This window comes from Vogesella amnigena, assembly GCF_042648905.1.
Lineage (GTDB): Bacteria > Pseudomonadota > Gammaproteobacteria > Burkholderiales > Chromobacteriaceae > Vogesella > Vogesella amnigena.
Genome location: NZ_JBHRYH010000002.1, coordinates 122,704 through 145,341, shown reverse-complemented (window position 1 = coordinate 145,341; position 22,638 = coordinate 122,704). Strand labels below are relative to the sequence as shown.

The window sequence follows — 22,638 nt, the reverse complement described above, 5'->3', positions numbered from 1 at the left end:
TGCCATTTCAATGCGGTGCCATGTCATGACAGCAAGCCAAACTATCGTTCCCGCACTCAGTCGTCCAGCGCCACCGCGCCCTTGGGCACGTCCAGCGACTGCACCCGCGCCTTCAGCCGCGTCAGCATCACCAGCCCAGGCAGTGCCGCCACGGTGGAGAACAGGAAGAATGCCGGCCAGCCTATGCTCTCGGTCAGCACCCCGGACAGCGGTCCCACCCACACGCGGCCAACTGCGGCGAAGGCGGATAGCAAGGCGAACTGGGTGGCAGTGAATTTCTGGTTGCACAGCGCCATCAGGAAGGCCACAAAAGCAGCGGTGCCCATGCCGCTGGACAGGTTCTCCACCGCCACCGCGAACAGCAGCAGGTAGTCCACCTGCGACGCTTCCTTCAGCGCCACCACCACCCAATCGAAGGCCGGCAGCTCGATGCCGCCCCAGGCGCCCTTGCCGGATACCGCCACCAGCCAGAAACCGAGGTTGGACAGCAACTGCAGCACGCCAAACCCCAGCAGGGCGCGATACAAGCCCAGCCGCAGCATCAGCGCGCCACCGGCCAGAGCGCCGACGATGGTCAGCCAGATGCCGATCACCTTGTTGACCACGCCGATCTCGGCCTGGGCAAAGCCCATACCCTTGAGCAGGAAGGTGGTAGTCAGCGCGCCGGCGAAGGCGTCGCCCAGCTTGTAGAGGATGATCAGCGCCAGGAAGGCCCCGGCGGACTCCATGCTGAAGTAGTTACCCAGCGAGCGATTGAGGGTTTCGAATTTGGCCCGCTGCGCCGCCCACCACGCCAGCGGCACGGTAAAGGCCATGCCCAGCAGCAGCGACAGCAGATCCACCCATTTTTTCTTGTTCGGGTTGTCGGCCACGCCTGCCGCTGCCTGCGCGCTGACAAGCGGTGCGGCAGCTGGCTTGGCCGGCTGGAGCACCGGCTTGGCCGCAGGCTGGCTGGCTGCCGTCGTCGCCGGGGCTGCGGCCAACGGCGGGAACAGCGGTGTCAGCGCGCGCTCCGCCAGCGGTGCGGCAATATGGGCGGTGAACTGGTAGCCGATCACCACCGCCAGCAGCAGCGCGGCGAAGCCCTTCAGATCGTTGCGGGCATCGCTCTGCGGCGCCACATTGTCTTTCGGCACCGAAGGCAGCAACAGCAGCGACATGCCGGCGACCGCCAGCATGATCAACGCCATGACGCGGTAGATGCCGTTCCAGTCCCAGCCACTGCCGCTGAGCGGGTCGGCCCACACCATGGCGATACCACCGGACAGCACCATGGCCAGCCGGTAGCCGAACACCCCCAGCGACGATGCCAGGCCGCGCTGCTCCGGCGTCACCACGTCGGTACGGTAGGCATCGATCACCACGTCCTGCGAGGCAGAAAGAAAAGACAGCAGCACCGCCAGCAGCGCAAAGCCCTGCACATCGCGCGCCGGCGACAGCGCCGACATGGCCAGCAGCGTGGCCGCCAGCCCCAGCTGGGTAAGCACCAGCCAGCCACGGCGCCGCCCCAATAGCGGCGGCTCGAAGCGGTCCATCAGCGGTGCCCACAGGAACTTGAAGGTGTATGGCAGCCCTACCAGGCTCAGGAAGCCGATGGTGGCCACATCGATGCCATCCACCGTCAGCCATGCCTGCATGGCGGTGCCGGACAGCGCCAGCGGCAGGCCGCTGGCAAAGCCCAGCACCCAGATCATCAGCATGCGCCAGCTGCCAAGCTGTCGGATATCGCGCATAACGCGCCCCCTTGAAGTCAAAAAATACAGCGGGCGCCGCAGCGCCCGCCTGGTTATTGCCTGCTAACGCTCAGCCACGGCTGACGCGATAGAACGCCAGGCTGCCGCGCAGATTGGGCAGGAAGTTCACCTGCCGCCCGTTGGTCATCACCACCCGTTCCAGCACGCGAATGCGGTTCTTGGCGCACAGTTCGTCGAAGTCGCCGAGCATACACCAGTGAATGTTGGGGGTGTTGTACCACTGGTAGGGCATGTCGTCGGATACCGGCATGCGGCCGAGCATGATCTGCCAGCGGTTCTGCCAGTAGCCGAAGTTGGGGAAGGTGACGATGGCCTCGCGACCAACCCGCAGCATCTCCAGCAGGATTTCCTCGGTATGGCGCATGGCCTGGATGGTCTGCGACAGCACCACGTGGTCGAAGCGCTGGTCCTCGAACTCGGCAAGACCGGCTTCCAGGTCGCCCTGGATGGCATTGACGCCGGCGTGCACGCAACGCACCACGTTGTTCACGTCGAAATCCACGCCGTAGCAGCTGGCCTGCTTGTGCTGTTGCAGCCAGGCCAGCAGTTCGCCCTCGCCGCAGCCCAGATCCAGCACGCGGCTGTTTGACGGAATCCAGTCGGCAATCAGTTGCAGGTCGGGGCGCAGGGTAGTGAGTTGGCTCATGCGTTCACCTCCTCGGCCACGCGGTTCAGATAGGCGCACATCAGGTCCACATAGGGTTGGTCGGTCATCAGGAAGGCATCGTGGCCGTGCACCGACTCGATCTCGCCATAGCTGACGCGCTTGCCGGCGGCGATCAGCGCCTTCACCGTTTCGCGCGAGCGCTCCGGCGAGAAGCGCCAGTCGCTGGTAAAGCTGGCCACCAGGAAGCTGGCGCTGGCCTTTTTCAACGCCGCCACCAGGTCGCCGTCGTAGTCCTTGGCCGGGTCGAAATAATCCAGCGCCTTGGTCATCAGCAAATAGGTATTGGCGTCGAAGTAGTCGGAGAACTTGTCGCCCTGGTAGCGCAGGTAGCTCTCGATCTCGAATTCCACGTCGTAGCCGAACTTGTACTCGCCGGAGCGCAGCATGCGGCCGAATTTCTCGCCCATACCGTCATCCGACAAGTAGGTGATATGGCCCAGCATGCGCGCCAGGCGCAGGCCGCGGCGCGGGATGGTGCCGGCGGCGTAGAAGTCGCCGCCGCAGAAATCCGGGTCGGTGAGAATGGCCTGCCGCGCCACGTCGTTGAAGGCGATGTTCTGCGCCGACAGCTTGGGCGCCGAGGCGATCACCAGCGCGTGGGCGATGCGCTCCGGGTAGGCGATGCTCCAGTGCAGCGCCTGCATGCCGCCCAGGCTGCCGCCGATCACCGCCGCCCAGCGGCCTATACCCAGCCGGTCGGCCAGGCGCGCCTGCGCAGTCACCCAGTCCGGCACTGTCATCACCGGGAAGCGCGAGCCCCATGGCTGGCCTGTGGCCGGGTCGATGCTGGAAGGGCCGGTGCTGCCGTGGCAGCCGCCCAGATTGTTGACCCCCACCACGAAGAAGCGGTTGGTATCGATGGGCTTGCCGGGGCCGACCATGTTGTCCCACCAGCCGGCGGCCTTGTCGTCGGCACTGTAGCGACCGGCCACGTGGTGGTGGCCGGACAGCGCGTGGCAGATCAGGATGGCGTTGCTGCGCTCGGCGTTCAGCGCGCCATAGGTTTCAAACACCAGCTCGTAGCTGCTCAGCGTAGCGCCGCTGGCCAGCTCCAGCGGTGTTTCGAACAGCGCGCGCTGCGCGCTGACGATACCGACGGAAGATGCGTTGTTGGGCATGCGTGTCTCTTTGATAGTCGGCGGTGGACGCACGGCGCGGTCTTTGCGACTCTGGCGCGTCCATTGCAAGGCTTCTCCATGGCAAGCCCCGATTATATCGGGAACCTGGACTTGCGCACCTGGCTACCCGCTATCGATAATCGGCATCCCTTCCTGCCGGGTTCCATGATGATTGGCCGCCTGTTTCGCCTGTTCCTGTTGCTGGCCGTGCTGGCGCTGATCCTGCGCTGGCTACTGAACCGCCAGCAACGCCAGACGGTGCGCGAATTCGTGCGCACGCTGGCCATTGCCCTGCTGCTCAGCTCGCTGCTGATGCTGGGCCTGAGCCTGGCCGGCATTCGGTTGTAGCGAATTTTTTTGCTGCCCCGCTGTCAGATTCTGCCTCGCCAGCCGACTCACCGGCATCACCAGACTGGAGATGCACCATGCTGATACGCCACTCTGCCGACATCCTGCCGTCGGACATCACCCCCCGGAGCATTTATCTCAACCGCCGCCAGTTCATGCTCGGCAGTGCCGGCCTGCTGTTGCCTGCCACCGCCCTGGCGGCGCTACCGGCACGCAAGAGCCCGTTTTCCACCACCGAAACGGCCAATAGCCGGGAAGAGATCAGCAGTTACAACAACTACTACGAGTTCGGTACCGGCAAGGACGAGCCGGCGCTGTATGCCGGCAGGCTCAAGACCCGGCCATGGAACATCGTGGTGGATGGCGAGGTGGAAAAGCCGCGCAGCTTCGGCATCGAGGAGCTGCTGAAATACCCGCAGGAAGAGCGCATCTACCGGCTGCGCTGCGTGGAAGGCTGGAGCATGGTGATTCCGTGGATAGGCTTTCCGCTGGCCAGCCTGCTGTCGCAGGTGCGACCAACCTCGAAGGCGAAATACGTGGCATTCGAAACCGCGCTGCGCCCCGGCGAGATGCCGGGCGTGGCGCGGCGGGTGCTGGATTGGCCATACCGCGAGGGTCTGCGCATCGACGAGGCAATGCACCCGCTCACCATCCTGGCGCTGGGGCTGTACGGTGACGTGCTGCCCAAGCAGAACGGCGCGCCTATCCGGCTGGTGGTGCCGTGGAAGTACGGCTTCAAGAGCATCAAGGCCATCAGCCGCATCCGCCTGCTGGAAAAACAGCCGGCCACCAGCTGGAACATGGCGGCACCCAACGAGTACGGTTTCTACTCCAACGTGAACCCGGCGGTGGATCACCCGCGCTGGAGCCAGGCCAGCGAGCGCCGTATCGGCGAGTTCCTGAAGCGCAAGACGCTGCCGTTCAACGGCTATGGCGCACAAGTCGCCCAGCTGTATCGAGGCATGGATCTGGTGAAGAATTTCTGACATGAACGTAGCGACAACTCTTGCGGCCAACTTCGCCCGCCCGTCACCGCGCCAGCTGTCCTGGCTCAAGGGCGTGGTATTCGTGCTGTGCCTACTGCCTCTGGCGCAGATTGCCTACGTGGTGCTCAGCGGCACGGCAGTGAATCCGGTGGAATACCTCACCCGCGCGCTGGGCGTGTGGACGCTGCGCCTGCTGCTCATCACGCTGGCCATCTCGCCGCTGCGCTGGCTGGGCGCCCCCGGCTGGCTGCTGCGCCTGCGCCGCATGCTGGGGCTGTACGCGTTTTTCTACGGCGTGCTGCACCTGCTGAGCTACCTGTGGCTGGACCAGTTTTTTGACTGGCCGGCGATCTGGCACGACATCCTGAAGCGCCCGTTCATCACGGTCGGCATGGCCGCCATGCTGCTGATGCTGCCGCTTGCATTCACCTCCACCGACAACTGGATGCGGCGGCTGAAGCGCAACTGGGGCCGGTTGCACCAGCTGGTCTACCCGCTGGCCATTTGCGGCGTGCTGCACTACTGGTGGCTGGTGAAGCGCGACATCAGCCAGCCGGCAATCTACGCCGCCATCCTGGCCGTGCTGCTGGCCTGGCGGCTGTGGCAACGCTGGCCGCGCCGCGTACAATAAGCGCCGGTTTGATTTTCGACTGACAACACTATGGCCAAGGAAAAAGCACCGGTCACGCAGGCAGTTCGTGTCCTGCGCGAGCACAAGGTGGATTACAGCGAGCACCTGTACAAGTACGAGGAACGTGGCGGCACCACGGTATCCGCCCGCGAACTGGGGGTGGATGAACACTGCGTGGTGAAAACGCTGATCATGGAAGACGAACAGCACAAGCCGCTGATCGTGCTGATGCACGGCGACCGCGAGGTGGGTACCGGCATGCTGGCCAAGCAGATCGGCGCCAAGAAAATCAGCCCCTGCGACCCGAAAACCGCCGACAAGCACAGCGGCTACCAGGTGGGCGGCACCAGCCCGTTCGGTACCAAGGCGGTGATGCCGGTGTACATGGAAGCCAGCATCGCCGAACTGCCGCGCATCTACATCAACGGCGGCAAGCGCGGCTTCCTGGTGGGCATCAGCCCGGCCGAGGTGCAGCGCGTGCTGCGGCCAACACTGGTGCAGGTGCAGGCCTGATTAGCGGCCACCCTACTGCTCCAGCTCGATGGCCTGGTAATGGCGATCCATGCGCCGGCGGTAGCGCATGCGCAGCACAAAGCCCAGCGTGACCGACAGCGCCATCCACAATGCCATCTCCAGCACGCTGCCCCACACCAGCGGGGCGATCACACCGGCCAGCAGTGTGGACATCATGGTCTGCACAAAACCCTGCACCGAGGACACCGTGCCGCGCAGGTGCGGAAACTGGTCCATCAGCACGATGGTGATGGACGGTGCGGCAATCGACATGCCCACGGTGTACAGCCCCAGCGGCAGCACCGCCCACGGCACCGCCGGGGTGAGCAGCCAGGCCTGCAGCAGGTTGGCCGCAGCAGCGGCAAACATCAGCACATAGCCCAGGTTCACCTGCTGCCGGGCCGAGAAGCGGCCAGCCAGTCTGCCGGAAACAAACGCCCCCAGCATGATGCCGCCCACCGCCGGCCCGAACAGCCACAGGAAATCATTGTGGCCCAGACCAAGGTGCTGCATCAGGAATACCGGCGCCGCCGGGATGTAGACAAAGAAGCCGGCAAAATTGAAGGTAACCGCCAGCGCCAGCAGCTGAAAATCATGCTTCTTCGCCACTTCCAGGTAATTGGCCGCCAGTTGCCCCAGGTGCAGGGGTGAGCGCTGTGCCGGGCCATGGGTTTCCGGCAGGCTGCGCCAGCTGGCCACGAACAGGCCCAGCCCCACCAGCGCCATGAACAGGAAGATCGAGCGCCAGCCAAAGGCACCGAACAGCCAGCCGCCGATCACCGGCGCCACCGCCGGCGCCAGCGAGAACAGCATGGTGACCTGCGACATCATGCGCTGCGCGTCATGGCCGGTGAAACGGTCGCGAATGATCGCCCGCCCCACCACCAGCCCGGCGCCGCCACACAGCCCCTGCAGCGCGCGGAACAGCAACAGGGTGCCGAGATTGGGCGCCAGCATGCAGCCGATGGAGGCCAGCGCGAACAGCAAGGACGTCACCAGCACCACCGGCCTGCGGCCAACCGCATCGGAAATGGCGCCATGCCACAACATCATCAGCCCGTAGCAGAACAGGTATACCGACAGCGCCTGCTGCATCTGGATCGGCGAGGCATCCAGCGCGCGGCCGATATCGCTCATCGCCGGCAGGAAGGTATCGATGGAAAACGGCCCAAGCGTTGCCAGGGCGGCCAGCAGCAGGGCCAGAGCGCCCTGCTGCTTGTTGGCGGAATCAGCCATGTCGGGGACAACTTTCTAAAAGGGTTGGCCGCACACTACACTGTGCGGTTTCGCATTTGTCGCTTTGCACATTAGGCGCTTGTCGCCGTGCTTGTCGACTGTCCTTGATGACGAAGACAACACCGGAAAGGTTCTCACCATGCTGCGCTACTACCATAACCCCCGCTGCTCCAAATCGCGCGAAGGCTTGCAACTGCTGCAGGATCGCGGTGCCGAATTGCAGGTAATCGAGTACCTGAAAACCCCGCCCAGCGCCGAAGAGCTGCGCCACATCCTCGTCCTGCTGGGCATCCCGGCCCGCGAGCTGCTGCGCAGCAAGGAGGAGGAATATCAAGCCCTGGGCCTGGCAGACACCAGCCTTGATGACGATGCGCTGATCGCCGCCATGCTGGCGCACCCGCGCCTGATCGAGCGCCCGATTGCCGTCAGCGACACGGCAGCCGCCATCGGTCGGCCGCCGGAAAACCTGCTCAAGCTGCTATAAGCAAGCGCCGGGAACGAAAACGGCCCGGGGAAACACGCCCCCGGGCCGTTGCTGTTTCAGGCATCCGCTCAGAACAGCTGTTCCTTCACGTTTTCCACTGCGTCCTGCGTTGGTGTCTCCGGCTCCTGGGCCGCGGCATCGGAAGATTCCACCGCCGGTGCACCGCCACCCGGCACACTGCCGCGGTTATTGATGCGCAGCTCCGGATTGGTGCTCTGGAATTCCTCCAGGTAGTACTCGTCGTTGCCCCGCAGGCCGGCCCCGGCACGCACCACTACGCCAGGCGGTGGCGGCAGCTCGATATCCGGCACGCCTTTCAGCGCATTGCCCATGTAGTTCATCCAGATCGGCAGCGCCGCGGTACCGCCATAACCATAGCGCCCCAGGCTGCGCGGCTGGTCGAAGCCCACCCAGGTCACTGCCACCAGCGACGGGTTGAAGCCGGCAAACCAGGCATCGCGGAAATCGTTGGTGGTACCGGTCTTGCCGGCGATATCGCCGCGTCCCAGCGCCATGGCACGGTTGGCAGTGCCGTAACGCAGCACGTCACGCAGCATATTGCTGACGATGAAGGCATTGCGCGGGTCGATGGCCTGCGGAGCGTTCTGCCCGGCCACCGCCGGCTGGGTGCGCGCCAACAGCTGACCGCTGGCATTCTCGATGCGGTCGATAAAGTAGGCGCGGGTACGGTAACCACCATTGGCCAGCACCGAGTACGCCTCCGCCATCTGCAGCGGCGATGCCTGGCCGGCGCCCAGCGCCATGGTCAGATAGGCCGGGATGTTCTTGGGGTCAAAGCCGAAGCGCTGCGCGTACTGCTGGGCAAAGTCCGGGCCGATGGCCATCATGATGCGGATCGACACCAGGTTTTTCGACAGTGCCAGCGCACGGCGCATGCTGATCATGCCGGCATATTTGCCGTCATCGTTTTTCGGGTCCCAGCTCTGGCCACCGATGGTCTGCGGATCGATGGTGATCGGTGCGTCATTGATCAGCGTGGACGGGGTAAAACCACGGTCCAGCGCCGCCGAATAGATGAAGGGCTTGAAGGTGGAGCCCGGCTGACGCATGGCCTGGGTAACGTGGTTGAAGCTGCGGCGGTTGAAGTCAAAACCGCCCACCAGCGACTTGATGGCACCGGTACGCGGGTCCAGCGCCACGAACGCGCCCTCGACCTCCGGCATCTGGGTGATCTGCCAGTGGCCCTTCGCATCCTGCACCACCCGCACCTGGGCGCCCGGTCGCAGCCGCTGCGCCGGCGACGCCCGTTCGGACAGCGCAAAACGGGCAAAACTCAGACCGCTGCCGCTGACTTCCAGCCGCTTCCCACCACGCATGTACAAGCGCACCCGCGACGGGTTGGCCGCCAGCACGATGGCCGGCTGCAAGTTGCCGCTGTCATGCACACTGGACAGTGCCTCGTCCAGTGACTCTTCCAGTTCTTCCTCGGGAATGGCCGACAAATCGATGAAAGCCTCCGGTCCGCGATAGGACTGGCGACGGTCGTAGTCCATCAGCCCGGCACGCAGCGAATCGAACGCCCACTGCTGGTGCCGGCTGTCCAGCGTGGTGTATACGCGGTAACCTTCGGTATACGCCGCTTCCTTGTAACGGCCGTACATGGCCTGGCGCACCATTTCCGCCACGTACTGCGCCGGCAGGCTGGTATCACTGGCTTGACGCACTAGCACCAATTTTTCGGTCTTGGCCGCTTCATACTGTTCGTTGGTAATGAAGTGCAGCTCGTACATGCGCCGTAAAACATACAGTTGCCGCAGGCGCGCGCGCTCCGGATTTACCACCGGGTTATAGCTGGATGGCGCCTTGGGCAAGCCAGCCAGCATGGCCATTTCGGCAATACTCAAGGAATTCAAAGGCTTGCCATAATAGGCCTGGGCGGCCGCGGCAAAACCATAGGCACGCTGCCCCAGATATATCTGGTTGATATACAGCTCCAGAATCTGGTCTTTCGATAAAGTATGCTCAATTTTGAAAGCCAGTAGCGCTTCATTGAATTTACGAGTGAAGGTTTTTTCACTCGATAAAAAAAAGTTTTTAGCCACCTGCATGGTGATGGTGCTTGCACCGGAATGCGTGCGTCCGGATACTATATTTCCTAGTGCTGCACGCAGCACCCCCAGATAGTCGACGCCACCGTGCTGGTAGAAGCGTTCATCCTCGGCGGCCAGCAATGCCTGCTTCATGTTTTGCGGCACATCCTGGATTCGCGTAAATGAACGACGTTCTTCTCCGAATTCACCAATCAACACATTGTCGGCGGTGTACACGCGCAGCGGCATCTTGGGACGGTAGTCGGTAAGGATGTCCAGATCCGGCAGCCGTGGATAGGTCACGATGATCGCAATAGCGAGCAGGCCGGCCAGCAACACGGCGCCGCCGGCCACTAGACCAGCAATCAGAATCGCAACACGCTTGAGCATGATGTTCTAGCCTATAAATGGGATGGGACATTATACCCGGATGGTCGAGCCGCACGACGATTTGCAACAAAGCGCAGCAAACCCGCGCCGCAACCAGGGAGGTTGGCCGCCGGCATGACGGCGGGCCATACACAATACATGGCAGAAGAAAAACGACGCTTTGACTTCTCCAGCATGCAGAACGCACTGGGCAGCTGGCTGAAGCCGCCCCAGCATTCCTTGCTGGGGGTGGATATCAGCAGTTCCGCAGTCAAAATCGTGGAATGCAGTGCCGTTGGCCACACACCCCAGCTTGAACACTACGTCATTGAGCCGCTGCCCAAGGACGTGATCATCGACGGCAACATCAGCAATATGGAAGATGTCGCCGCCGCCATTGAACGCGCACTCAAGCGCCTTGGCAGCTCCACCCGCCGGGCGGCCATCAGCCTGCCCACCTCGATGGCCATCTACAAGAAGATCCTGGTACCGGCCGCCGCCGAGGAAGACGATCTGGAGCGCCAGGTGGAAACCGAGGCCAACCAGTACATTCCGTTCCCGCTGGCCGAAGTCAACCTGGATTACCAGGTACTGGGGCCATCGCTTAACAGCTCCGGCGACCTGGATGTGATGATCTGTGCCGCCCGCAAGGAAAAAGTGGAAGAGCGCGTGGCGGTGGCGGAGATGGCCGGCCTGAAGGTGGAGGTGGTCGATATCGACGCCTTCGCCATGATGACCGCCTTCGAACAGATCCAGCAGCAGCTGCCGGATCAGGGCATGAACCAGACCTTCGCGCTGTTCGATGTCGGTGCCAGCAAGACCCACTGCTCCATCATCCGCAATGGTCAGCAGCTGTACTACCGCGAACAGCCGTTTGGCGGCAGCCAGCTGACCCGCGATATCCAGCGCCGCTTCGGCTACAGCTTCGAGGATGCTGAAACCGCCAAGCGCTCGATGACGCTGCCGGACAGCTTCGAAAGCGAGCTGCTACACCCGTTCGTGGATTCGCTGGCGCAGGAAATCCAGCGCGCGCTGCAATTCTTCTACACCACGGTGAGCGTGTCGCAGTACCTGCGCGTGGATTACATCCTGCTGGCTGGCGGCTGCAGCATGCTGCCGGGGCTGGATGAGGCGGTATTGTCCCGCACCCAGATCAGCACCATGATCGCCAACCCGTTTACTACCATGACCCAGGCTGCGCGCATTCCGCTGAAGGAATTGCTGCTGGATGCACCATCGTTGCTGGTGGCCTGTGGACTCGCCCTGCGGAGATTCGACTGACATGATCCGCATCAACCTGTTACCGCACCGCGAACAGAAACGCGCCGCACACCGCAAACGCTTCCAGCGCATTCTGGCGGGTAGCGTAATTGCCGTGCTGGCCGTACTGGGCGGCACCTATCTGACCCTGGACAGCTGGACTACCTCGCAGCAGGCTCGCAACAGCCGGTTGCAACAGGAAATCGACCATCTCAATGCCCAGCTGAAAGATATCGACATGCTGCGGCAGAAGCGCGCCGCCCTGCTGACGCGCCAGCAGCTGATCGAGAAACTGCAGACCGAACGCGGCCAGGCCGTACATATCTTCGATGATCTGATCCGGGTGATTCCGGAAGGCGTGTACCTGCGCAGCTTCAGCCAGAACGGCCAATCCATCAGCCTGGCCGGCTCGGCGCTGTCCAGCGCGCGGGTGTCGCTGCTGATGCGCAACCTGAGCAGCTCCAAGGTATTCGCCGACCCGGTACTGGTGGAAGTGGCGGCCACGACGGAAAACAGCATTCGTGCCAGCCGTTTCAGCCTGAACGTGAGCCTGCGCAACAACACCCCGCCGCAGGGAGAGAAAAAATGACCCTGGACGAGATTCGTCAGCTTGATTTCAAGGACATGCCCAACTGGCCGGTGCCGGCCCAGATCGGTGCCATGGTGCTGATGGCGGCTCTGGCCTTCGGCCTTGGCTACTACACGCTGTTTGCCGACATGTACGCCAAGCTGGAGCAGGAGCAACAGCAGGAGGTGCAGTTGAAGGACACCTTCCTCAACAAGAAACAGCAGGTAGCCAACCTGGAAGCGCTGAAGGCGCAGCTGGCCGCCATCGAAGAATCGTTCAGCGCCATGCTCAAGCAGCTGCCCAGCAAGTCGGAGATGGACTCGCTGCTAACCGAAATCAACCAGGCAGGGGTTGGCCGCGGCCTGCAGTTCGACCTGTTCCGGCCATCGGCGGAGATCCGCAATGACCAGTTGTCGGAATTGCCGATCCAGATTCGCCTCACTGGCAGCTATAACGACCTGGCCATATTTGCTACCGATGTAGCCAAGCTGTCGCGCATCGTCACCATCGGCAATATCGTGCTGAGCCCGCTGGGCGCAGGAACAGGCGAACAGCGCCTGGGCATGGATGCCGTGGCGCGCACCTACCGTGCGCTGGACCCCACCGAAACCGCGGCAGCGGCCCCGGCCAAATAGTGGGGCGATGACATGAAACTGTTACTTACCCTGCTTATCGCCACCCTGCTCAGCGCCTGCAGCTATCGCGCCGACGAGGACATCGAGCAATGGATGCAGCAAGCCGGCAAGGACATCAAGGGCAGCATCGAGCCCATCCCGCCGATGACGCCATATGTTCCCGCCGCCTTCAGCGGCCAGAACCTGGTGCCGCCGTTCAATACCGATCGCCTGCAGATTGCCAAGAAGGCCACTCGCAACATGCCGGATGCCAGCCGCCCTCGTGAGTTGCTGGAAAACTATGACCTCGACAAGTTGAAGCTGGTAGGCACCGTGCAGCTCAAGCGCGGCCGGATCGGGTTGATCAGAACACCGGACATCGGTATTCAGCAGATCCGCGTCGGCAGCTTTATCGGCCCCAACTACGGCATCGTGCGCAGCATCTCGGAAACGGAAGTCCGGCTCGAAGAGACGGTAGAAGACATCAACGGAGAATGGGTCAAGCAGGACAATCACCTCCTCCTGCAGCTGGAACAAGGAAAAACCCCATGAAAAGAATTTCGCTGACGCTGCTTTCCTCGGCCCTGCTGCTGTCTGGATTGAGCCTGCCGGCCTGGGCCGCCAGCGCCATTACCGATGTCAAGTTGGTGCAGAGCACCCAGGATGAGCAGGTGCTGGCCATCACCTTTGCCGATGGCAGCACCGCTCCACGCAGCTTTGCCCTGTCATCGCCGCCGCGCATCGCCTTCGACTTCCCGGCCACCCGCAATAACACCGGCAAGAACCAGCTGGCACTGAGCAGTAGCCTGATCAGCAGCGCCACACTGGTGGAGGGCCAGGACAAGGCCCGCCTGGTGCTTTCGCTAACCAAGCCGGCATCCTACAGCAGCAAGCAGGACGGCAACCGCATCCTGGTTACCCTGTCCGGTGCCGGACAGAGCACTGGCAGCAGCCAGGCCACCGAGCCACCAACCGAAATCCTGCCGCCAGTGGTGGCCGCCTCACCGGGCGCCATCGCCCCCAACGGCCTGCTGGCCGGGCTGGACTTCCGTCGCGGCAATGCCGGCGGCTCGCGCATCGTGATGGATCTGCCTAGTGCCAATACTCCGGTCAATATCCGCCGCGAAGGCAAGAGCGTGGTGGTGGATATGCCGGGAGTGAAGATACCGCGTGCGCTGGAGCGCCGCCTGGATGTTACCGACTTCGCCACTCCCGCTTCGCGCATCGATGCCAGCAACCAGCCGAGCGGCAGCCGCGTAACCATTCAGGCCGAAGGCAACTGGACCTACTCTTCCTACCAGACCGATCGCCGCCTGGTGGTGGAAATCCAGAAGCAGTCAACCGAAGAGCAGGAGGCGCAGCTGCTGGCCCAGGGCAAGAACCCGTACAAGGGTGACAAACTGTCGCTGAACTTCCAGAACGTGGAAGTCCGCTCGCTGCTGCAGGTAATCGCTGAATTCACCGGTCTGAACGTCATCATCAGTGACTCGGTAAATGGCTCCCTCACCCTGCGATTGAAAGATGTGCCATGGGACCAGGCGCTGGACCTGATTCTGGCGCAGCGCGGCCTGGAAAAACGCCAGGTTGGCAACGTGATCCGTATCGCCCCGCGTGCCGAACTGTTGGCCGCAGAAAAGGATGCTGCCTCGGCACAGCGGCAAAAGGTCAACAACGAACCGCTGATTACCGAAACCTTCCAGATCCGCTACCGGGCGGTGGAAGAGTTCAAGGATGCGCTTACCCAGCTAGTAGCGGTGTACCGCAACAGCACCACGCTGGACAATGTGCAGGATGGCACTACCGTTGCCGACAATGCCAAGTTCACCGGTCTGGTGGTCGACCCGCGTTCCAACAAGCTGATCGTGCGGGACAGGGTCTCGGTGGTGGAAGAGCTGCGCAAGATCATCCAGACCCTGGATACGCCGCTGCGCCAGGTGCTGATCGAGGCACGCATCGTGGAAGCCAAGGACAACTTCCAGCGTGATCTCGGCGTGAAACTGGGGATCAACAAGATTGGCGGCGACACATCTGTCGGCACTTTCAATGATGGTGGAACCATTTCCTTCAGCCCCAACATCAACCTGCCCGCCGGTCTGGGCGGTGCCAGCATTGGCGCCGTGTACCGCAGCGCCAGCAGCATCATCGGTCTGGAGCTGTCCGCCATGCAGGCGGAAGGTCAGGGCAAGATCGTCTCCAGCCCACGCATTCTGACAGCGGATCGTACTTCCGCCACCATTTCGGAAGGCTCCGATATCCCGTACACCAGTGGCACGGCCAATACCGTCAATACCAGTTTCAAGAAAGCAGAGCTCAACCTGACCGTCACCCCGCAGGTCACTCCCGATGAAGACATCATACTGAAACTGAATATTTCGAAGGATAGCCCCAGTAGTACTTTCTCCGTGGGTGGAGAACCGGCGATAGACACCAAGACCATCAGCACCGAAGTCCGGGTGCAGAATGGCGGCACCGTGGTGATTGGCGGCATCTACACTCAGGACACCAGCAATGCCGAAAACAAGGTACCGCTGCTGGGCGACATCCCGGTGCTGGGAGCCCTGTTCCGCAATAAATCGGTAGTGAACAACCGCCGGGAACTGTTGGTATTCATCACCCCGCGTATCGTCGAAAGCGAGCTGATCACCCGCTAAATACGGCGACAGCTGCTGATGCATTCCGATACAATGCCTGCCATGGAACTGGCAGGCAATTTCTTTCTGGTCGGGCTGATGGGCGCGGGAAAAACCACCGTTGGCCGCACCCTGGCACGGCACACCGGCAAAACCTTCTACGACTCGGATCACGAGATCGAGCGCAAGACCGGCGTCAAGATCACCACGATTTTCGATATCGAAGGTGAGTCGCGCTTTCGCGAGCGCGAAAAACAGATCATTGCCGAACTGTGCCAGCTGCAGAATATCGTGCTGGCCACTGGTGGTGGCGCCATCCTGGCCGTGGAGAATCGCCAGGCCCTGAAAGCCAATGGCACCGTCATCTACCTGCGCGCGCAGATTGACGACATCCTGGCGCGCACCAAGCACGACAAGAGCCGCCCCCTGCTACAAACCGCAAATCCACGCGAAAAGCTGGCCCAGCTTTACCAGCAGCGCGACCCGCTGTACATGGAAATCGCCGACCTGGTGATCGACACCAGCTCCCAGAATGTCAACAGCCTGGTCCAGCGCCTGGAACAACGTCTGCTCAATCAACAAACCTGACATGATTACACTCGATCTCGCCCTGCCGGACACCCGTTACCCCATTCACATCGGGCAACAGCTGCTCGACAAGGCGGATCTGCTGTTGCCGCATATCCGGCACCGGAAAGTCGCGCTGATCAGCAACACCAGCGTGGCACCGCTCTACCTGGCGCCACTACGCCAGACACTGGAGCGTGCCGGCGTGGAAGTCATTCCGGTGATCCTGCCGGATGGCGAGGACTTCAAGACCTGGGAAACCCTGAACCTGATCTTCGATGCCTTGCTGCAGCATCGCTGTGAGCGCAACACCACGCTGATCGCCCTCGGTGGCGGCGTGATCGGCGACATGGTGGGCTTTGCCGCCGCCTGTTACCAGCGCGGTGCGCCATTCATCCAGATTCCCACTACCCTGCTGGCCCAGGTCGACTCCTCGGTCGGTGGCAAAACCGCCATCAACCACCCACTGGGCAAGAACATGATCGGGGCGTTTTACCAGCCAAGGGCCGTGATTGCCGACATGGATCTGCTGGATACGCTGCCGGCGCGCGAGCTGTCTGCCGGCCTGGCCGAAGTCATCAAGTACGGTCTGCTGGGCAATGCCGAGTTCATCGGCTGGCTGGAGCAGCATATTGCGGCCCTGCGCAACAAGGACAAGACAGCGCTGGCCCACGCGGTGCAGACCTCCTGCGCCATGAAGGCCGATATCGTCTCGCAGGATGAAAAAGAGCAAGGCGTGCGCGCGCTGCTGAACCTGGGCCACACCTTCGGGCATGCCATCGAAGCCGGCCTCGGTTTTGGCACCTGGCTGCATGGCGAAGCGGTGGGTGCCGGCATGCTGCTGGCAGCGGAAGCATCACGACTGATCGGTAATCTGACAGAAAGCGATGTCCAGCGCGTACGACATTTGCTTGAACTAGCCGGCCTGCCCACCATCAGCCCAGACTTGGGAGTGGAAACCTGGCTGGAGCTGATGAGTCATGACAAAAAGGTAAGCGGGGGCGAAATCCGCTTCGTATTGCTGCAAAGCCTGGGGCAGGCATATGTCGCACCGCTGCCGCAGCAGATACTGCATGAGCTGTTCACCGGTCGTTTTATTGAAAAAGCATAGCCGCTGTTTATACGCATTTCTACGAATTGCCCGTTGCCGATACAAATTGGACAATTTCTCCACCAATAGGGAGAGCCAACCATGTATCCGCAATGGATTTCCAGACTGAGCAAGGCCAGCACGCTGGATAGTCTGACCAGCCTGCTGCGTATTGGCCGCTTCGTGCCCCCGCAGCAACGCGGCATTGATCCGATAGCCGAGGCGGAGATATTTCTGTCCTACGGCAAGCGCAAGGAAGCGCTGCGCGTGCTGCTGTACACGGTAAAGCACGAGCCGGACAACCTGCCGGCGCAACTGCTGCTGCTGCAGACCTATTCCTACCTGCTGGACAGCCACGCCTACATTGCCCTGGCACAGTACCTGCAACCGCGCCTTGCCCACCTGCCGGTATGGCAGATCATTACCGCGGAAGGCCGCGAACTGGCACCACGTCATCCATTGTTCCAGCCGAACTGAGCACTACAAGCGGGCACAGATGCTGCGGCCAGCCTCGGGCTGGCAGAACTTCAACATGCCAGTTTGCGTCAGCTCGACATAGCGCCTGCTGTCTGCCGCATCCACCGCTCGTAACACGTAGTAGCCATTATCCGTATTGCGGGCGCTGCTGCCGAAACTGATGTGATAGCGCAGCTCGCCAGCATCCGGGTATCGACTGTACGGCAGCACCGGCCAGGTATAAGCGGTGGCCTTGTAGCGGAGATGGCGTACGTAGTACTCCTCCAGAAACACGGCACATGCTCTCAGACGTACCGCTAGCTGCGCCACTTCCTGCTGCTGTAGCTGCTGGCGATAGCTCTGTACGCCCCATAGTGTCAGCACGCTGCCCAACAACAGCACCATCAGCAGTTCCAGCAGGGTAAACCCAGCGGCTCTCATGGGCAGGCCAGCTGGGTAGTAATGCCAGCCTTGTAAATGCGCAAACGCTGGCACCAGCCATCCTGCACCGCCTTCAGTTCGAATTCGGCCCAGCTGTCCGCCAGTAGCCCGTTACGATGGAAGCTGAGCTGCGGCTGCGCGGACACCAGCGACAGCATCATGCCGGGGGCCAGTTCAGCCAGCTGCAGTAACTCCTTGGAATCGTAAACACCGCTACGACCACCGGGGCGATCCACATACAGCATGGCACCCTGGGCCCATACCTGTGGCCCACCACCAGCCCGCACCGGTTTACAGCCTTGCGGATCCAGATTGATTTTCAGGTTGGCCGCACAGACATGTACCGGCAGGCGCTGCAAACGCGCCTCGCTTCTGGCCCGTGCCATTTGTGCCGACAGCTGCTGCAATGCCGACTGATAGCCAATCAGCCGGATGCGCGCCCCGATATCCGCTACGGCATACAGCAGCATGATCAGCGACAGGCTCAGTGCCACCAGCAGTTCGATAAGAGTGAAACCGTGCAGTTGCCGCATATCAGCCACCATGCCATGGACATTACGGGCATATTGGAAACTGTGTGCAGCGCCTGCGTCGCGCTACCTGCGGCCTAGATCACGATTGCTTGGGAAATGCGCAGCTGAGTGCAACTGCCATGCCACAGACAGCAAAACACCGGGCAAGGCAAAGCCTTGTCCCGGCGTTCGAGGCTTAGCCATTTACGGCCCAAGACGTGGCTCAACTCTCCTTGAACTGCAGTTGGTGCAAGCGGGCATACATGCCGTCTTGTGCCAGCAACTGCTGGTGGCTGCCGCTTTCGCGGATGCGTCCCTGGTGCATCACCACGATGCAGTCGGCATGCTCGATGGTGGATAGGCGATGAGCAATCACCAGTGTGGTGCGATCCTTCATCAGGTTTTCCAGCGCGCTTTGTACCAGCCGCTCCGACTGGGTATCCAGGGCACTGGTGGCCTCGTCCAGAATCAGGATCGGCGCATTCTTCAGCAAGGCCCGGGCAATTGCGAGCCGCTGGCGCTGGCCGCCAGATAGCTTGGCACCATTCTCGCCGATCATGGTATCGAAGCCTTCCGGCAGCGACTCGATGAACTCCAGCGCGTTGGCCGCACGCGCTGCCTCGACAATACTGGCCCGGTCCGTGCCACGCAGGGCACCATAGGCAATGTTCGCGGCCACGGTATCGTTGAACAGCACCACGTCCTGGCTTACCAGCGCGATATTCCGGCGCAGGTCAGCCAGACGGATCTCGCTCAGCGGCAGGCCGTCCAGCAGGACCTGGCCACCGCTGGGCAGATAGAAACGCGACACCAGGCTGGCCAGCGTGGTCTTGCCGCTGCCGGATGATCCCACCAGCGCCACGGTCTGCCCAGGCGGCACCTCAAACGTCAGTCCGGACAAGGCATCTCGCTCGGCGCCAGGGTAGCGGAACGCCACATCACGGAACGACAGCCCGCCGCGCGTCTGCGGCAACGGCTGCTTGCCGCTATCCGGCTCTTCCGCCTCATCGAGAAAGGTAAAGATACTGTCCGCTGCGGCCAGACCGCGCTGCAGGGCCTGAGCCACGCCGGTAATGCGCTTGACCGGTGCGAACAGCAGCATCATGGCGGTAAGAAAGGACATGAAGTCGCCGGCGGTGAAGCTGTCGTGCTGCGCCCGCAGGGTGGCAAAGTACAGGATCGCGGCCAGTGCCACCGCGATCACCAGCTGGGTGACACCGGTGTTGGCCGAGCTGGCAGCACTCTGCTTCACCTGATTGCGGCGCAGGGCGATGGCCGCCTCGTGAAAGCGCCCCTGCTCCAGGGCGTAGCCGTCGTACACCTTGACCACCCGCTGGGCATCGATGCTCTCGCTAAGCACCTGGGTAAGCTGCGCCATGTTCTGCTGGTTCTGGATCGACAGGCCACGCAGACGCTTGCCCACCTTGCGCATCGATACCGTCACCACCGGCAGCACCACCAGGCAGATCAGCGTCAGTTGCCAGTCCAGGTACAGCAGCCAGGCCAGCAGGCTGAGCGCGGTGACGCCGTCCTTCACGGTAACGGTAATCACGTTGAAACCGGCCTCGGTGACCTGGTTCACATCGTAGGAAATACGCGATACCAGCCGCCCGGACTGGTTGTCGTCATAGTAGTGAATCGGCAGACGCAGCATCTTGGCGAACATCTGCTCGCGCAATGTCTGCACCAGATGGCCCGTCAGCCAGCTGGAGCTGTATTCATTGACGAAGGTGGTAATGCCACGCACCGCAAACACGCCGATGATGGCCAGCGGCACCCACACCATGGCGGAGCGGTCGCGGTTGACGAAGCCACCGTCGATCAGCGGCTTCATCAGGCGGGCAAAGAACGGTTCGGTCAGCGCGGCGATGGTCATCGACACCAGCGACAGCAGAAACACCTTCCAGTACGGCTTCAGGTATTGCAGCAGGCGCAAATAGATTTCCAGGCTGCTTCTAGTAGATGTATGCACGTTGATTCTCTGTGGTATCACGACTGACGGGTAGCAAAGGCATGCTGCAGCGCCAGTATCTGCTGCAGATTATGCGCCACCGAAAAACGGCTGCGAACATCGCGCGCGCCGGCTGCCGCCATGGCACGCATGCGCTCCGGCGCCGACAGTGCCTGGTCGATGGCGGCCACCCAGGCATCGACATCTTCCGCAGCCACCAGCAGCCCGGTATCACCGTGATGTATGGTTTCGGGAATGCCGCCGGTATCGCTGGCCACCACCGGCACTCCCTGCGCCAGCGCCTCGATCTGCGACATGCCCAGCGGCTCGTAACTGGATGGCATCACCAGCAGATCGGCATGGCGGTACAGACAGCTGGCCGGCAGTACCGAGCCTGCCAGCAACACCTGCCGCTCTAGCTGCAAGGCAGCGATACGCGCCTCGATTACGGCACGAGCCTCGCCCTCGCCAGCAATCAGGTAGCGCAACTGCGGCCAACGTGGCAGCAGGCGAGACAACACCTCCAGCATCAGCAGATGCCCCTTCTCGCCACGCAACATCGCCACATGCAACAGCAGCGGGCCGGTGCCGGCCGCCAGCCAGCGAGCAACGTGCTCCGGCAGCGGCTGCTGGCTGCGGCTGTCGATGCCGGCAAAATCGATGCCGGGATACACCACGTGAATGCGCTCCGGGCGGATGGCCGGGTTCGCCAGCAGCGCATTGCGCAGATAATGGCTGGGCACCATGGTGGCATCCGCCAGCACATTGTACGGCAGTGGCTTAACCCGCCCGGCCAGGTAGGTACGCGAGCGCAGCACGAACGGCCTCGGTCGCAGCAGGCGGGCCGCCAGTGCCGCATTATTGGCATCATGCCCGCTGTGGCAAATAATCATCTGCGCCCGGGTATGGCGCAGCAGGGCGCGCAAGGTCAGGATAGTGGGCAGGTGCGCACTGTTGCGAAACGCCGCATTCACCACCGTCAGCCCGCGCGCGCGCGCCTGGGCATCCACCTTGCCGCCCGGCAGGCACACTAGGGTACAAGCGATGCCCTGCTGCTGCAGCGCCTCCATCTGCTGCATCAACTGAAGCTCCTGGCCACCGACATTGCGGGAGGATTCGGTGAAAATCACGGCCTTGATAGCTATTGTCACCCGCTCAGACTCCTACCATCGCCAGTTCTCTACGCCGCGCCAGGATTAATGCATAGAAAACAGTAACGGCCATGCCATAGATAGCGGTCAGCGACACAATCCAGAAATAAACATCCATAGTGCCGGCAATCAGAAATGCGGTTACCACCACGCAACCAGCAGCCCCGGCAAAACGGAGTGTCGCATCCTGCTCCCGCATACTTTTCCAGAACAATCGCAAGGGAAACAGATACAGCAACAGTCCAGCCAGCAAGCCGAACACCCCCATTTCGACGCCCATATTCAATAGCTCGTTATGTGGGTGTGGTGCACTGCTCACGTAGGGGCTGGCTTTCCCGTCCTTGGCCCACTGTCCGATAGTTGGATAATAGCCAGCCTTACCCACACCAAGAACCGGATGCTCCTGAAAAATCAGCCAAGCCGTACGCCACATCTCAACCCGCAAGCCCATTGAGGTATTGACATCATGATCAATAACCACGAAATCATTCACCCCTTCATTAATTCTGTTCTTGATTTTATTTTCGGTGCAGGCCACGAACAACACCAGCATGGCAAATACCGGAAGACAATACATCAGGCCACGCCGCCAGTTATTACCGAAGTAGTAGCGCAGGGCAAGCAAGGATAAAAATGGCACGATCAATAAGGACGAGCGTGTCTGCGCCATATAGCCGGCATAAGCGGTACATGTCATGGCCAGCGACTTGATACCCCAGGCCAGCGCATCATTTTTTGACAACAATCGGTTCGGCAGCAACAGCGACAGGAAGCCGAACATGACGGCTAACACGCCATATGGTATCGGGTTGCTGAAGCCATTCCAGGCCCGAGTACCATCCCCCCAGAAATAGACAGGCACATGTGTAGACAGATAGCCCCATACCCCGGCGCCAACAGCGGCCAACACCAGCAACGCAATCGCCCGCAGCAGGTAGTCCGTGCGTAGCCATACCAGAGAAAATACACCCATTGCCGCCAGAAACAGACGGGATGGCGCATCCAGGGCCTTGGTCGACACCGGATAGCCCATGGCCATTTGTAGCACCGCCAGCAGCAGGGGCATGGCAAAAACGATCACATATAATTTCTGTTCACTGGTTTTTCTCGTATTCAAAAACAGCAGCGATAACAGGAACAACAAAAACACTGTGGCATTCGCCACGCCGGAAATCGTTATGCTTGCGGCAAAGAACAAGGCAACCACCAGCAACAGCAATCCATCACGTACAGCCACCATG

Annotated in this window: 23 protein-coding genes; 13 read left to right on the top strand and 10 right to left on the bottom strand. The window is 61.7% G+C overall.

Annotated features, from left to right (window positions below; translation table 11 throughout):
- Window positions 1–56: 56 nt before the first annotated feature.
- The 3 genes from ACFOKJ_RS01100 to metX form a co-directional block, all read right to left on the bottom strand.
- Complete coding sequence (locus tag ACFOKJ_RS01100) at window positions 57–1,733, bottom strand: AmpG family muropeptide MFS transporter (RefSeq protein ID WP_390276135.1); 1,677 nt, start codon at window positions 1,731–1,733, stop codon at window positions 57–59.
- A gap of 70 nt (window positions 1,734–1,803) precedes the next feature.
- Complete coding sequence (metW, locus tag ACFOKJ_RS01095) at window positions 1,804–2,400, bottom strand: methionine biosynthesis protein MetW (RefSeq protein WP_390276134.1); 597 nt, start codon at window positions 2,398–2,400, stop codon at window positions 1,804–1,806.
- Window positions 2,397–3,539 carry a homoserine O-succinyltransferase MetX gene (gene metX, locus ACFOKJ_RS01090; protein WP_390276133.1) on the bottom strand — a complete coding sequence of 381 codons (1,143 nt, stop codon included), beginning with the start codon at window positions 3,537–3,539 and terminating at the stop codon, window positions 2,397–2,399. The genes metW and metX overlap by 4 nt, the downstream gene beginning before the upstream one ends.
- A gap of 78 nt (window positions 3,540–3,617) precedes the next feature.
- Between metX and ACFOKJ_RS01085 the strand changes: the two genes are divergently transcribed.
- The 4 genes from ACFOKJ_RS01085 (at window position 3,618) to ybaK (ending at window position 6,017) form a co-directional block, all read left to right on the top strand.
- On the top strand, window positions 3,618–3,887 hold the full coding sequence (locus ACFOKJ_RS01085; RefSeq protein WP_390276132.1) for a protein MIGRI: 270 nt from the start codon (window positions 3,618–3,620) through the stop codon (window positions 3,885–3,887).
- Window positions 3,888–3,964: 77 nt separating this feature from the next.
- Entirely contained in the window at window positions 3,965–4,873 is a 909-nt protein-coding gene (msrP, locus tag ACFOKJ_RS01080; RefSeq protein ID WP_390276131.1) for a protein-methionine-sulfoxide reductase catalytic subunit MsrP, read from the top strand.
- Between the two features lies 1 nt (window position 4,874).
- Window positions 4,875–5,504 (top strand): protein-methionine-sulfoxide reductase heme-binding subunit MsrQ, encoded by a 630-nt coding sequence (locus ACFOKJ_RS01075; RefSeq protein ID WP_390276130.1) that lies wholly within the window; start codon window positions 4,875–4,877, stop codon window positions 5,502–5,504.
- Between the two features lie 30 nt (window positions 5,505–5,534).
- On the top strand, window positions 5,535–6,017 hold the full coding sequence (gene ybaK, locus ACFOKJ_RS01070; RefSeq protein WP_390276129.1) for a Cys-tRNA(Pro) deacylase: 483 nt from the start codon (window positions 5,535–5,537) through the stop codon (window positions 6,015–6,017).
- A 12-nt stretch (window positions 6,018–6,029) separates the two neighbouring features.
- On the opposite strand, the gene ACFOKJ_RS01065 is transcribed toward ybaK, so the two are convergent.
- The gene (locus tag ACFOKJ_RS01065) at window positions 6,030–7,253 is read right to left on the bottom strand and encodes a multidrug effflux MFS transporter (RefSeq protein WP_390276128.1); all 1,224 of its coding nucleotides are present in this window, start codon (window positions 7,251–7,253) and stop codon (window positions 6,030–6,032) included.
- Between the two features lie 139 nt (window positions 7,254–7,392).
- Between ACFOKJ_RS01065 and arsC the strand changes: the two genes are divergently transcribed.
- A complete protein-coding gene (arsC, locus tag ACFOKJ_RS01060; RefSeq protein ID WP_390276127.1) occupies window positions 7,393–7,737 on the top strand; it encodes an arsenate reductase (glutaredoxin) in 345 nt (114 codons plus the stop codon).
- Between the two features lie 68 nt (window positions 7,738–7,805).
- On the opposite strand, the gene ACFOKJ_RS01055 is transcribed toward arsC, so the two are convergent.
- Complete coding sequence (locus tag ACFOKJ_RS01055; RefSeq protein ID WP_390276126.1) at window positions 7,806–10,178, bottom strand: penicillin-binding protein 1A; 2,373 nt, start codon at window positions 10,176–10,178, stop codon at window positions 7,806–7,808.
- Window positions 10,179–10,316: 138 nt separating this feature from the next.
- On the opposite strand from ACFOKJ_RS01055, the gene ACFOKJ_RS01050 reads away from it, so the two are divergent.
- The 8 genes from ACFOKJ_RS01050 to ACFOKJ_RS01015 all read left to right on the top strand — a co-directional run bounded on the left by ACFOKJ_RS01050 (window position 10,317) and on the right by ACFOKJ_RS01015 (window position 17,363).
- The gene (locus ACFOKJ_RS01050; RefSeq protein WP_390276125.1) at window positions 10,317–11,438 is read left to right on the top strand and encodes a pilus assembly protein PilM; all 1,122 of its coding nucleotides are present in this window, start codon (window positions 10,317–10,319) and stop codon (window positions 11,436–11,438) included.
- A 1-nt stretch (window position 11,439) separates the two neighbouring features.
- Window positions 11,440–12,006 (top strand): PilN domain-containing protein, encoded by a 567-nt coding sequence (locus ACFOKJ_RS01045; protein ID WP_390276124.1) that lies wholly within the window; start codon window positions 11,440–11,442, stop codon window positions 12,004–12,006.
- Complete coding sequence (gene pilO / locus ACFOKJ_RS01040; RefSeq protein ID WP_390276123.1) at window positions 12,003–12,620, top strand: type IV pilus inner membrane component PilO; 618 nt, start codon at window positions 12,003–12,005, stop codon at window positions 12,618–12,620. Before ACFOKJ_RS01045 ends, pilO begins: the two co-directional genes overlap by 4 nt.
- Window positions 12,621–12,632: 12 nt before the next feature.
- Window positions 12,633–13,151 (top strand): pilus assembly protein PilP, encoded by a 519-nt coding sequence (locus ACFOKJ_RS01035; protein WP_390276122.1) that lies wholly within the window; start codon window positions 12,633–12,635, stop codon window positions 13,149–13,151.
- A complete protein-coding gene (locus tag ACFOKJ_RS01030) occupies window positions 13,148–15,250 on the top strand; it encodes a type IV pilus secretin PilQ (RefSeq protein ID WP_390276121.1) in 2,103 nt (700 codons plus the stop codon). Before ACFOKJ_RS01035 ends, ACFOKJ_RS01030 begins: the two co-directional genes overlap by 4 nt.
- Window positions 15,251–15,283: 33 nt before the next feature.
- Window positions 15,284–15,817: a shikimate kinase AroK gene (gene aroK, locus ACFOKJ_RS01025; protein WP_390276258.1), complete on the top strand. Its 534-nt coding sequence runs from the start codon at window positions 15,284–15,286 to the stop codon at window positions 15,815–15,817.
- A gap of 1 nt (window position 15,818) precedes the next feature.
- Window positions 15,819–16,907 (top strand): 3-dehydroquinate synthase, encoded by a 1,089-nt coding sequence (gene aroB / locus ACFOKJ_RS01020; protein ID WP_390276120.1) that lies wholly within the window; start codon window positions 15,819–15,821, stop codon window positions 16,905–16,907.
- An 81-nt stretch (window positions 16,908–16,988) separates the two neighbouring features.
- Window positions 16,989–17,363 carry a type IV pilus assembly protein FimV gene (locus ACFOKJ_RS01015; RefSeq protein ID WP_390276119.1) on the top strand — a complete coding sequence of 125 codons (375 nt, stop codon included), beginning with the start codon at window positions 16,989–16,991 and terminating at the stop codon, window positions 17,361–17,363.
- A gap of 3 nt (window positions 17,364–17,366) precedes the next feature.
- Here ACFOKJ_RS01015 and ACFOKJ_RS01010 read toward each other — a convergent pair whose 3' ends face one another.
- The 5 genes from ACFOKJ_RS01010 to ACFOKJ_RS00990 form a co-directional block, all read right to left on the bottom strand.
- Window positions 17,367–17,783, bottom strand: coding sequence for a prepilin-type N-terminal cleavage/methylation domain-containing protein (locus ACFOKJ_RS01010; RefSeq protein WP_390276118.1), 417 nt, complete (start codon window positions 17,781–17,783; stop codon window positions 17,367–17,369).
- On the bottom strand, window positions 17,780–18,316 hold the full coding sequence (locus ACFOKJ_RS01005) for a GspH/FimT family pseudopilin (protein ID WP_390276117.1): 537 nt from the start codon (window positions 18,314–18,316) through the stop codon (window positions 17,780–17,782). Before ACFOKJ_RS01005 ends, ACFOKJ_RS01010 begins: the two co-directional genes overlap by 4 nt.
- Window positions 18,317–18,518: 202 nt before the next feature.
- Window positions 18,519–20,267, bottom strand: a complete 1,749-nt coding sequence (gene msbA / locus ACFOKJ_RS01000; RefSeq protein WP_390276116.1) for a lipid A export permease/ATP-binding protein MsbA — start codon at window positions 20,265–20,267, stop codon at window positions 18,519–18,521.
- Between the two features lie 17 nt (window positions 20,268–20,284).
- Window positions 20,285–21,397, bottom strand: a complete 1,113-nt coding sequence (locus tag ACFOKJ_RS00995; protein WP_390276115.1) for a glycosyltransferase family 4 protein — start codon at window positions 21,395–21,397, stop codon at window positions 20,285–20,287.
- A 4-nt stretch (window positions 21,398–21,401) separates the two neighbouring features.
- Entirely contained in the window at window positions 21,402–22,637 is a 1,236-nt protein-coding gene (locus ACFOKJ_RS00990) for an O-antigen ligase family protein (RefSeq protein WP_390276257.1), read from the bottom strand.
- Between the last annotated feature and the right edge of the window lies 1 nt (window position 22,638).